The following is a 10,976-nucleotide window of genomic DNA, read 5'->3' on the forward strand; positions in this document are numbered from 1 at the left end:
GTAAACCCACTCGATGGAAGCGGCCCGGAACACAGTGTTCCGGGCCGCCTCGAACGCCGTGTGGCTAGGAGATTTTCACCGGGTTAACCACGTCCGCGATGAGGACGAGGACGGTGAAGCAGATGAAGACCCCGGCCACCACATAGGCCACGGGCATCAGCTTCGCCACGTCGAAGGGGCCCGGGTCCGGGCGGCGCAGCACCTTGGCCAGGTTCCGGCGGAGCGACTCCCACAGGGCGCCGGCGATGTGCCCGCCGTCGAGGGGCAGCAGCGGGAGCATGTTGAAGAGGAACAGGGAGAGGTTGAAGCCGGCCACCAGCATCAGGGCCATGGCCAGCTGCTCGGTGGGCGGGATGTCGAGGGTGAAGATCTCACCGCCGACACGGGCCGCGCCGACCACGCCCATCGGGGAGTCCGGCTGGCGGGGGGCGCCGTCGAAGGCCGCGTCCCACAGGGCCGGGATCTTGCCGGGCAGGCTCGCGATGGAGTCGACGGCCTCGCCGAGGCGGTCGCCCATCCAGGTCACGGAGTCGCCGAAGTCCTGGCGGACGATGCCGGTGGCGGCGCTGAAGCCGAGGAAGCCGGCGGTGACGTACTGGCCGGTGACGATCTGGCCGCTGGAGTCCTTCTTGGCGACCTGGTTGGTGGCGATCTTCGCGTGCAGGGTGACGTCCTGGCCCTTGCGGTCGACGACGATCGCGACGTCCTTGCCGGGGGTGGACCGGATCAGGTCGGAGAGCTGGTTCCAGCTGTCCGTCGGCACCCCGTTGAAGGAGACGATCTTGTCGCCGGCCTTCAGGCCCGCGGCGGCGGCCGGGGAGGCCGCGTCGGTCTTCTTGCAGGTGTCGCGGTTCTCGCTCTGCGCGATCACGCACTGGGAGACCGAGCTGACCGTGGTGGTCTGCTGGCTGATGCCGAAGCCCATGAGGACGGTGAGGAAGAGCGCCACCGCGAGGATCAGGTTCATGAAGGGGCCCGCGAACATCACGATCACGCGCTTCCAGGGGGCGCGTGTGTAGAAGAGGCGGGTCTCGTCGCCGGGCTGGAGTTCCTCGAAGGCGGCCGAGCGGGCGTCCTCGATCATGCTGCGCCAGGGCGAGGTGGAGCGGGCGGTGACCCGGCCGTCGGCGCCCGGCGGGAACATGCCGATCATGCGGATGTAGCCGCCCAGCGGAACGGCCTTGATGCCGTACTCCGTGTCGCCCTTGCGGCGCGACCAGACGGTCGGGCCGAAGCCGACCATGTACTGCGGGACGCGGATGCCGAAGAGCTTGGCGGTGGAGAGATGCCCCAGTTCGTGCCAGGCGATCGAGACCAGCAGGCCGATCACGAAGACGACTATGCCGAGGATCATCATCAGGGCTGTCATGCACGCGCCTCCGCGGTCGCCTTCTGCGCTGTCAGTTCCCGGGCCCGGACCCGTGCCCAGGTCTCCGCTTCAAGGACGTCCGGCACGGTGAGTGAAGTTCCCGTACGAGGGGTGCCGTGCTCCTCGACCACCCGGGTCACGGTCTCCATGATGCCGTTGAAAGGCAGCAGACCGGTCCGGAAGGCCTCGACGCACTCCTCGTTGGCCGCATTGAACACCGCCGGCGCGGTGCCCGCGAGCTCACCGACGTGCCGGGCCAGGTTCACGGACGGGAAGGCCTCGTTGTCCAGCGGGAAGAACTCCCAGGTGGAGGCCTTGCTCCAGTCGAAGGCGGGCGCCGCGTCCGGGACCCGTTCGGGCCAGCCGAGACCGACGGCGATCGGCCCCCGCATGTCGGGGGGCGTCGCCTGCGCGATCGTGGATCCGTCCGTGAACTCGACCATCGAGTGGACATACGACTGGGGATGCACGACCACCTCAATGCGGTCGAAGGGAATGTCGTAGAGGAGGTGCGCCTCGATGACTTCCAGCCCCTTGTTGACCAGGGTGGCGGAGTTGATCGTGATGACCGGCCCCATCGCCCAGGTGGGGTGGGCGAGGGCGTCCTCCACGGTGACGTGCGCCAGGTCGGCCTTGGTCCGGCCGCGGAAGGGGCCGCCGGAGGCCGTGACGACCAGCTTGCGGACGTCGGCCCGGGTGCCCGCCGCGAGTGACTGGAAGAGCGCCGCGTGCTCGGAGTCGACCGGGATGATCTGGCCGGGCGCGGCCAGCGCCTTGACCAGCGGGCCGCCGACGATCAGCGACTCCTTGTTGGCGAGCGCGAGGGTGCGGCCCGCCTCCAGTGCGGCGAGGGTGGGCGCGAGGCCGATGGAGCCGGTGATGCCGTTGAGCACGGTGTGGCAGTCGGAGGCGGCGACGTGTGCGGCGGCGTCGGGTCCGGCGAGGATCTCGGGGAGCGGTTCGCCGGGGCCGTACAGCGCCGTCAGCGCCTCGCGCAGCGCCGGTACGACGTCCTCGCGGGCGACCGCGACGGTGCGCACCCGCAGCCGGTGCGTCTGCTCGGCGAGGAGGGCGATCCGGCCGCCGTGGGCGGACAGCGCGGTGACCCGGAAACGGTCGGGGTTGCGCAGGACGAGGTCGATGGCCTGGGTGCCGATGGATCCGGTGGAGCCGAGGATCACCACGTCCTTCGGGCCGTCACCGACGAGCGGGTCGTACACGAGGTGCGGGTCGGCGAGGGCCGCCGGACTGGCGGGACTGTCGGTCATGCACCCCATTGTGGCCGCAACCGGCGGGCGGGAGGACAGCGCGTCCCACACCCGGGTGCCTTATCAGTTCTTGGCGCCCTATGGCATGTAATTCCCTTTGTGAGGTTCACGTGAAGATCGTGTGATAACACTTCTGTCGGACCGGCGGGGATGACCGGTCCGACCGGAAGAATCCTGGGGGGATCTCTCCATGCGTTCTGTACGCATACGCACCGCCCTGCCCGCGCTCGCGGGCGCCGCGCTGCTCGCCGGCACCGTGTTCAGCACCCCGGCCCAGGCGGCCGGGGGCGTGACCGTCTACCACGTCTGGTTCGACAGCCCGGGCACCGACAACCGCTCCAACGCCAGCCTCAACGCCGAGTGGGTGCAGATCAAGAACACCGGCGGCTCGGCGGTCTCGCTGGGGGGCTGGGTCCTGAAGGACGCCTCCAACCACCGGTACACCTTCAAGAGCGTCAAGATCGGCGCCCACAAGACGATGAAGGTGCACACCGGCCGGGGCACGGACACCGCGTCGGACAAGTACCAGAACCGCCGCGCCTACGTGTGGAACAACACCAGCGACACGGCGACGCTGACCAAGGCGAACGGCGCCAAGGTCGACTCCTGCTCCTGGACGACGCGGGATCCGAGCGACAAGTACTGCTGAATCACTTGAAGGGGCGGCGGACGTTGTCCCGCCGGGACGGTCCGGGGGTCGCGTCCGCGATCCACGGGCCCTCGCCCGACGGGTCGACGATCCCCTGCTCCAGCCATGCGAAGGAGCCGCCGAGCACGGCCTTGACGACCTTGCGGTCGAGGTCGTCGGTGTTCGACCAGAGGCGGTTGAACAGCTCGTCGACGCGGATGCGGGCCTGCCGGCAGAACGCGTCGGCGAGCAGGTAGGCCTCGCGGCCGTGGTCGCCCTGGCGGCGCAGCAGCTCGGCACGGACGCAGGCCGCGCTCATCGCGAACAGCTCGGCACCGATGTCCACGACCCGGCCCAGGAAGCCCTGCTTGGTCTCCATCCGGCCCTGCCAGCGGGACATGGCGTAGAAGGTGGAGCGGGCCAGCTTGCGGGCGTGCCGCTCCACGTAGCGCAGGTGCGGGGCGAGGTCCACGCCGTGCTTGAAGTCGCCGTACGACGTGGGGAGCTGGCCCGGTCCGGCGACCAGCTTCGGCAGCCACTTGGCGTAGAAGACGCCCGCGTTCGCGCCCGCCCTCGCCTTGTCCTGGAGGGACTTGTCGGGGTCGATGAGGTCGCCGGCGACCGAGAGGTGGGCGTCGACGGCCTCGCGCGCGATCAGCAGATGCATGATCTCCGTGGAGCCCTCGAAGATGCGGTTGATGCGCAGGTCGCGCAGGAGCTGCTCGGCGGGGACCGCGCGTTCGCCGCGGGCCGCCAGCGACTCCGCCGTCTCGAAGCCGCGACCGCCGCGGATCTGGACCAGCTCGTCGGCCATCAGGCAGGCCATCTCGGAGCCGTAGAGCTTGGCGAGGGCGGCCTCGATGCGGATGTCGTTGCGGTTCTCGTCGGCCATCTGGGAGGACAGGTCCACGACCGCCTCCAGGGCGAAGGTGGTCGCCGCGATGAAGCTGATCTTGGAGCCGACGGCCTCGTGCAGGGCGACCGGCTTGCCCCACTGCTCGCGGACCGCCGACCACTCGCGGGCGATCTTCAGGCACCACTTGCCGGCACCCACGCACATCGCGGGGAGCGAGAGCCGCCCGGTGTTGAGGGTGGTGAGGGCGATCTTGAGGCCCGCGCCCTCGGCGCCGATGCGGTTGGCGGCGGGGACCCGGACCTGGTGGAAGCGGGTGACGCCGTTCTCGATGCCGCGCAGGCCCATGAAGGCGTTGCGGTTCTCCACGGTGACGCCCGGCGCGTCGGCCTCGACGACGAAGGCGGTGATGCCTCCCTTGCCTCCGTTGCCGTCCTTGCCGTCCTTGCCGTCCTCGGGCTTGGGGACCCGGGCCATCACCACGAGCAGGTCGGCGACCACACCGTTGGTGGTCCAGAGCTTCACGCCGTCGAGGACGTAGTCGTCGCCGTCCCGTACGGCCGTGGTGGCCAGGCGGGCCGGGTCCGAGCCGACGTCGGGCTCGGTGAGCAGGAACGCGGAGATGTCGGTGCGGGCGCAGCGCGGCAGGAAGGCGTCCTTCTGCTCCTGGGTGCCGAAGATCTTCAGCGGCTGCGGGACGCCGATCGACTGGTGGGCGGAGAGCAGCGCGCCGACCGCCGGGTTGGCGGAGCCGACCAGGGACAGGGCCCGGTTGTAGTACACCTGGGTGAGGCCGAGGCCGCCGTACTTGGTGTCGATCTTCATGCCGAGGGCGCCGATCTCCTTGAGGCCGGCGATCACCTCGTCGGGGATGCGTGCCTCGCGCTCGATGAGCGCCGAGTCGATCTTCGTCTCGCAGAACTCGTGCAGCCGCGCCAGGAACTCCTCGCCGCGCTGCACGTCCTCGTCCGCGGGGAGCGGATGGGGGTGGATGAGGTCGAGCCGGAAGCGCCCGAGGAACAGTTCCTTGGCGAAACTGGGTTTGCGCCAGTCCTGTTCCCGGGCGGCCTCCGCCACCTGGCGGGCCTCCCGCTCGGTGACGGTGGGTTTCTTGGTGGTGGGGGCGGACATTGAGGCTCACCTCGCCACGAAAGGGGTTGTTGAGGACCGTTCGTTACCGACCAGTGCTACTGGATCGTTGGTACCTGAAACGGGCCGTACCCACCAGTCCCCGCGGTCCGATCGGCTGACGAACCGACCTCTTCGACGCGTTTCCCGGCCGATGCGTCCCGGCCGGGACCTCTCGGCCGATACGTCCCGGCCGATGCGTCTCTCGGCGGCGCTCGACGGACTGCGACGCGACGCGGGCCGGCGCCGTCCGCGGTGTTGCGTCGAGGGGGCCTTCCGGGGGACGGTTCGGGTACGACCCGTCGGACGGCCGTACGACCTCTCTGTGGCCGCCGCCCCCTGGAAAGGCTGCCGATGCCGTCCCGGCAATTCGCTGTCGAAGCGCTTCGACAACCTATGGACACCCACCCGCACTGAGGCTACTGTCGAACCACCCTCACTCGCCACCTGTCAGCAATGCGCACTGTCGAAGCGCTTCACAAAGCTTGGAGAGCTGGATGGTCACCCTCGCCGAGGTCGCCCAGCACGCCGGAGTCTCTGCGAGCACGGTGAGCTATGTCCTCAGCGGCAAGCGGTCCATCTCCGCCGTCACCCGGCAGCGGGTCGAGCAGAGCATCCGGGAGCTGGGCTACCACCCGAACGCGGGCGCCCGCGCCCTGGCCAGCAGCCGGTCGAACATCATCGCGCTGATGATCCCGCTGCGTACGGACATGTACGTGCCGGTGATGATGGAGATCGCGATCGCGGTGGCCACCACGGCCCGCGGGCACGGCTACGACGTCCTGCTGCTCACCGGCGAGGAGGGTCCGGACGCGGTGCGCCGGGTCACCGGCAGCGGGCTCGCCGACGCCATGATCCTGATGGACGTGGAGCTGGAGGACGAGCGGCTGCCGCTGCTGCGGCAGACCGACCAGCCGTCCGTGCTCATCGGACTGCCTGCCTCCACCTCCGGGCTGACCTGCGTCGATCTCGACTTCGGGGCGACCGGCGCGCTCTGCGTGGAGCACCTCGCGAAGCTCGGTCACCGTGACATCGCTGTCATCGGCGAGGCCCCGGCCGTCTACGAGCGGCACACCGGCTTCGCCGAGCGCACCCTGGACGGACTGCGTTCCCGGGCCCGGGAGCTGGGCCTGCGGGTGCTGCACCGGCCGTGCGAGGGCGGGTACGACGCGATGGCCGCCACGCTGGCCAGGATCTTCGACGAGCGCCCGGGCACCACGGGCTTCGTCGTCCAGAACGAGTCCGCGGTGGAGCCGCTGCTCGCGCTGCTGCGCCAGCAGGGCCGGGCGGTGCCGGAGGACGTGTCCGTGGTCGCGATCTGCCCGGACCAGGTCGCCGTGCAGGCCTCGGTGCGGCTGACCTCGGTCGCCATCCCCGCGCAGGAGATGGGCCGGTACGCCGTGGAGCACCTGGTCGCCAAGCTGGACGGCCGGGGCAGTGACGAAGTCGTGCTGATCGCACCCGAGTTGACGGTACGGGCGAGCACGGGACCGGCCCCGGCCGGGTCCTGAACCCCTCTCCCCTCCGACCCTGTCCTGCCGAGCCGGGGCACCCCCATGTCTGCACTCATACAGGAGCGCGCACGTGAACCAGCCTGCCGAAAACCCGTCTGCCGCGCCGCAGGCGAAGGTCAGCCTCGCGCAGTCCTCCCCCACCGTCGGCACGTTCCGGGAGCGGGACGGGGCCCTGGAGTGGAGCGGCCGTCAGGAGACGCTACGGATCGAGCCGTGGGGTCCGGACGCGGTCCGGGTGCGGGCCCGGCTCGGCGGGCCGATCCTCGAAGGGCTGCCGGGCGCCCTGCTCGACACGCCGCCCGCCACCGCGTCGACCGTAAAGATCGGTGACGGAGAAGGGCAGTTGACGGTCGGCGGGCTGACCGTCGAGGTGTCCGCCGAGGGCCTGGTCCGCTTCCTGCGCACCGACGACCGCTCGGAGGTGCTGGCCGAGGAGCGCGCCCATTTCTGGTGGCCCGGCTCGCGCCTGTACACCGCGGTCGGCAACGGCCACCACCGCCTGGAGCAGCGGTTCGCCGCCTACGAGGGCGAGAGGCTGTTCGGCCTGGGCCAGCACCAGCACGGGCGCCTGGACCAGAAGGGCCTGGTCCTGGACCTGGTCCAGCGCAACGCCGAGGTCTCCATCCCGGTCCTGGTCTCCAGCCGCGGCTACACCCTGCTCTGGAACAACCCGGCGATCGGCCGCGTCGAACTGGCCGGCAACGGCACCCGCTGGGTGGCCGACTCGGCCCGCCAGCTCGACTACTGGGTCACGGTCGGCGATCCGGCGGACGGACAGCGCAACTACAGCGCGGTGACCGGCCGTTCGCCGATGCTGCCGGAGTGGGCGGCCGGCTTCTGGCAGTGCAAGCTGCGCTACCGCACCCAGGACGAACTCCTCGCCGTGGCCCGGGAGTACAAGCGCCGGGGCCTGCCCCTCTCGGCGATCGTCTGCGACTTCTTCCACTGGACCCACCTGGGCGAGTGGAAGTTCGACCTCGACGAGTGGCCGGACCCGGCCGCGATGGTCCGCGAACTCGACGAACTCGGCGTCAAGTTGGTGGTGAGCGTCTGGCCGTCGGTGTCCCCGCTGTCGGAGAACCACCCGGTGATGGAGCAGCGCGGCTACTTCATCGGCACCCAGTACGGCCCGACGGCGCACGCCGACTGGCCGGACAAGGGGGTCGCGTCGACCGTCCAGGTCGCCTTCTACGACGCCACCAACCCGGACGCCCGTGGGTTCGTGTGGTCCAAGGTCAAGGAGAACTACCTGGACCCGTACGGCATCACGGCGTTCTGGCTGGACGCCTGCGAGCCCGAGCTGAAGCCGGGTTTCCAGGAGAACCTGCGCTACTGGACGGGCCCCGGCCTGGAGGTCGGCAACAGCTACCCCGCCGAGAACTCCCGGACCTTCCACGAGGGACTGCGGGCCGCGGGCGAGGAGGTCGTCACCCTCAACCGTTCGGCGTGGGCGGGCAGTCAGCGGTACGGGGCCGCGCTGTGGTCCGGCGACATCGGCACCGACTTCACGACCCTGCGCCACCAGATCGCGGCCGGCCTGAACACGGCCCTGTCCGGCATCCCCTGGTGGAACACGGACATCGGCGGCTTCCACGGCGGCGACCCGGACGATCCGGCCTACCGTGAGGTGATGGTCCGCTGGTTCCAGTTCGGCGCGCTCTCCCCGCTGATGCGCCTGCACGGCTTCCGCGACCCGGGCATGCCGCTGGGCCCCGACATGACCGGCGGCCCGAACGAGGTGTGGTCGTACGGCACGGAGGCCGGCGCGATCCTGGAGAAGTACCTGCGGCTGCGCGAGCGCCTGCGGCCGTACGTCCTCGACGTCATGCGGGAGGCCCACGAGGAGGGCCTGCCGGTGCTGCGACCGCTGTTTCTGGAGTTCCCCGGGGACCCGGCGGCCTGGGCGGTCGACGACGCGTACCTCTTCGGCCGCGACCTGCTGGTGGCTCCGGTGCTGACGGCGGGTGCGACGGCCCGGACGGCGTATCTGCCGGCGGGCGCCCGGTGGACGGACGCGTGGACGGGTGAGTCGTACGAGGGCGGTGCGGCGGTGACCGTGGACGCGCCGCTGGACCGGATCCCGCTGTTCCTGCGCGACGGGGCGGAGCTGCCGGTCACGGAGCCGGAGTAGCCCGGCCGGATTGCGACGCCTCCCGTTACCGGCCGGTAAATGTCTCAACTCGGCGGTGTGGTCGGGCAGTTGGAGGGGGTAGTCAGTATCCCCTCCCCTGTCCCCCCACGAAGGGTCCCGCTGCCGTGCCCTCAGGTCCGCTCCCCCTCACGCTCGCCAACCTGCTTCTCGGACCCGGTTCCCGCACCCGCCGGACGCCGGACCGGGCCTTCGACCGGCTGCTCGCCGCGGCCGGTCCCGCCCAGGACGACGAGCGGTTCGCCGACGATCTCCGGCACCTGCTGCGATGTTGGGCGGGAGCCGAACGTCTCACCCCGGTCGGCTGGCTGTCCGCACGCGGACACGTCGGCCGGCACCTCGCCAACCGGGCCCGGATCCGGCGGCTGCTCGCCGCGCACCCCGAGATCGAGCAGGAACCCGTCGAGCGGCCGGTGTTCGTGGTGGGCCTGCCGCGCACCGCCACCACGCTCACCCACGGCATCCTCTCGCTCTCCGCGGACCACCGCTGCCCGCTGCTCTGGGAGTTGCTCACCCCCGACCTCGAACTCCCGCCGGAGGAACGCGAGAAGGCGATCACGACCGCCCGACGCCTGGTCGGCGGCATCAACCTCTTCTCCCCGCGCTTCCGCCACATCCACAACCTGCGCCCGGAGGGCCCCGAGGAGTGCACCTTCGCGCTGCCGCACACGGTGATGCCGCTCTCCCAGGCGGTGATCCCGGAGTACTTGCCCTGGCACGAGAACCGTGACTTCGAGGCCGACTACCGCTACCTCAAGCAGATCTACCAGGTGCTCCAGTACGGCCGCCCGCGCCGCCGCTGGGTGCTGAAGTCGCCGCTGCACCTGGAGAACCTGGACGCGCTGCGCGCGGTCTTCCCGGACGCCACGATCGTGTGGACGCACCGCGATCCGGCCACCGCCGTGGCCTCGTTCTGCAGCCTGGTCGAGCACGGCATGGCGGTGAACACCCGCCCCCTGGACCTGCACGGGATCGGCGCCACCTGGCTGGAGCTGCTGGCCCGCTCGGCCGCCCGCGGTCTCGCGGCCCGCGCCGGCATCCCCCGCGAGTCCCTCGTCGACGTGCCGTACTCCTGGCTGGGCGCCGACCCGGCCGCGGGCGCCCCGAAGCTCTACGCGGCCGTCGGTGCCCGCTGGACCGAGGCCGACGCGGCCCGCCTCCCGGCCGTCGCCGCCCGCCCCGGGGGGACCCGCGTGCACAGCTACGACCTGGCCCGCTACGGCCTGACCCGCGCGGACGTCGACACGGCCTTCGCGGACTACAACGCGCTGCGCGCCGAGGTCGACCGGGCGTGACCCGGCGAGGGCCGGCCCCGCTCGCGGCGGGACCGGCCCGAGGGCTCAGCTGCTGCTGACGCTCTCGCTGTTGACGGTGAAGTCCAGCCCGCCGGACGAGGACGTGATCTCGAAGCCGAACTGCAGGTCACCGATGGTGACATTGCCGAACCAGCCCTTGGTGTCCTTGATCCACTTCAGGATCGGCAGGATGTCGATCGTGCCGGAGGTGGAGTTGGAGCTGCGGATGAACGAGTACACGTTGTTCGAGCCGTTGTTGCCCTTGTAGACGGTCCAGGTGTTGCTGCCCAGCGTGAGGGTGCCCTGCGAGGTGCCGAGCGGGCCGACGGCGCCGGTCTTGTTGACCCAGAGCATGATCTCGTTGGCGTAGCCGGTGTCCCAGATGTCGTACGACGTGTTGTACGCGCCGGACGACGGGACGGTCACGTTGTAGCTGCTGGTGAGCGATCCGAGAGAGGTGATCGTCTTGTTGATGACCTTCTTGGCGTTGGGGTAGGACTTGATGCCGCCGGTGTTGGGGTGGTTGGCGTTGACGCCCCAGTTGGTGCCGGAGTTGGCCCAGATGCACTGGGTGCCGGCGCCGGAGCCCCAGATGTTGTTGTAGAGGGTGTAGCCGTTCAGCGTCGTGTTGCCCCACTGGTCGCAGGAGCTCCAGACGGCGGCCGAGGCGGGGGCCGCGGCGAGGCCGACGGTGGCGCCGAGGGCGAGCGCGGGGGCGAGCAGGGCCGTGGCGAGCCTGCCGAGCGTACGTGTTGCCATGGTGTCCCTTCCA

8 protein-coding genes are annotated in these 10,976 nt (G+C 70.5%); 4 read left to right on the forward strand and 4 right to left on the reverse strand.

The features are described 5' to 3' along the window. Positions 1 to 64: 64 nt before the first annotated feature. Both AB0D74_RS10990 and dxr read right to left on the reverse strand, forming a co-directional pair. Positions 65 to 1,357 carry a site-2 protease family protein gene (locus tag AB0D74_RS10990; RefSeq protein WP_362584207.1) on the reverse strand — a complete coding sequence of 431 codons (1,293 nt, stop codon included), beginning with the start codon at positions 1,355 to 1,357 and terminating at the stop codon, positions 65 to 67. A gap of 8 nt (positions 1,358 to 1,365) precedes the next feature. After that, positions 1,366 to 2,637: a 1-deoxy-D-xylulose-5-phosphate reductoisomerase gene (gene dxr, locus AB0D74_RS10995; RefSeq protein WP_362583204.1), complete on the reverse strand. Its 1,272-nt coding sequence runs from the start codon at positions 2,635 to 2,637 to the stop codon at positions 1,366 to 1,368. A gap of 190 nt (positions 2,638 to 2,827) precedes the next feature. Between dxr and AB0D74_RS11000 the strand changes: the two genes are divergently transcribed. After that, a complete protein-coding gene (locus tag AB0D74_RS11000; RefSeq protein WP_362583206.1) occupies positions 2,828 to 3,286 on the forward strand; it encodes a lamin tail domain-containing protein in 459 nt (152 codons plus the stop codon). A gap of 1 nt (position 3,287) precedes the next feature. Here the strand turns inward: AB0D74_RS11000 and AB0D74_RS11005 are convergent, their stop codons facing one another. Continuing rightward, complete coding sequence (locus AB0D74_RS11005; RefSeq protein ID WP_362583209.1) at positions 3,288 to 5,249, reverse strand: acyl-CoA dehydrogenase family protein; 1,962 nt, start codon at positions 5,247 to 5,249, stop codon at positions 3,288 to 3,290. Between the two features lie 494 nt (positions 5,250 to 5,743). Here AB0D74_RS11005 and AB0D74_RS11010 point away from each other — a divergent pair, with 494 nt between their 5' ends. The 3 genes from AB0D74_RS11010 (at position 5,744) to AB0D74_RS11020 (ending at position 10,204) form a co-directional block, all read left to right on the forward strand. Further along, complete coding sequence (locus AB0D74_RS11010; protein ID WP_362583212.1) at positions 5,744 to 6,757, forward strand: LacI family DNA-binding transcriptional regulator; 1,014 nt, start codon at positions 5,744 to 5,746, stop codon at positions 6,755 to 6,757. Between the two features lie 73 nt (positions 6,758 to 6,830). Further along, the gene (locus AB0D74_RS11015; protein WP_362583216.1) at positions 6,831 to 8,891 is read left to right on the forward strand and encodes a glycoside hydrolase family 31 protein; all 2,061 of its coding nucleotides are present in this window, start codon (positions 6,831 to 6,833) and stop codon (positions 8,889 to 8,891) included. Between the two features lie 125 nt (positions 8,892 to 9,016). Beyond that, positions 9,017 to 10,204: a sulfotransferase gene (locus tag AB0D74_RS11020; RefSeq protein ID WP_362583219.1), complete on the forward strand. Its 1,188-nt coding sequence runs from the start codon at positions 9,017 to 9,019 to the stop codon at positions 10,202 to 10,204. 45 nt (positions 10,205 to 10,249) lie between these two features. Here the strand turns inward: AB0D74_RS11020 and AB0D74_RS11025 are convergent, their stop codons facing one another. Next, the gene (locus tag AB0D74_RS11025; protein ID WP_362583221.1) at positions 10,250 to 10,963 is read right to left on the reverse strand and encodes a hypothetical protein; all 714 of its coding nucleotides are present in this window, start codon (positions 10,961 to 10,963) and stop codon (positions 10,250 to 10,252) included. Between the last annotated feature and the right edge of the window lie 13 nt (positions 10,964 to 10,976).

Origin of the sequence: Streptomyces sp. NPDC048278 (genome assembly GCF_040652195.1) — a bacterium.
In the GTDB taxonomy this organism is placed as follows: domain Bacteria; phylum Actinomycetota; class Actinomycetes; order Streptomycetales; family Streptomycetaceae; genus Streptomyces.

Bases quoted from the DNA above. Each gene is read 5' to 3' on its own strand.
- dxr (WP_362583204.1), bottom strand. From the start codon at position 2,637: ATGACCGACAGTCCCGCCAGTCCGGCGGCCCTCGCCGACCCGCACCTC.
- AB0D74_RS11005 (WP_362583209.1), bottom strand. From the start codon at position 5,249: ATGTCCGCCCCCACCACCAAGAAACCCACCGTCACCGAGCGGGAGGCC.
- AB0D74_RS11025 (WP_362583221.1), bottom strand. From the start codon at position 10,963: ATGGCAACACGTACGCTCGGCAGGCTCGCCACGGCCCTGCTCGCCCCC.
- AB0D74_RS11010 (WP_362583212.1), top strand. From the start codon at position 5,744: ATGGTCACCCTCGCCGAGGTCGCCCAGCACGCCGGAGTCTCTGCGAGC.
- AB0D74_RS11000 (WP_362583206.1), top strand. From the start codon at position 2,828: ATGCGTTCTGTACGCATACGCACCGCCCTGCCCGCGCTCGCGGGCGCC.
- AB0D74_RS10990 (WP_362584207.1), bottom strand. From the start codon at position 1,357: ATGATGATCCTCGGCATAGTCGTCTTCGTGATCGGCCTGCTGGTCTCG.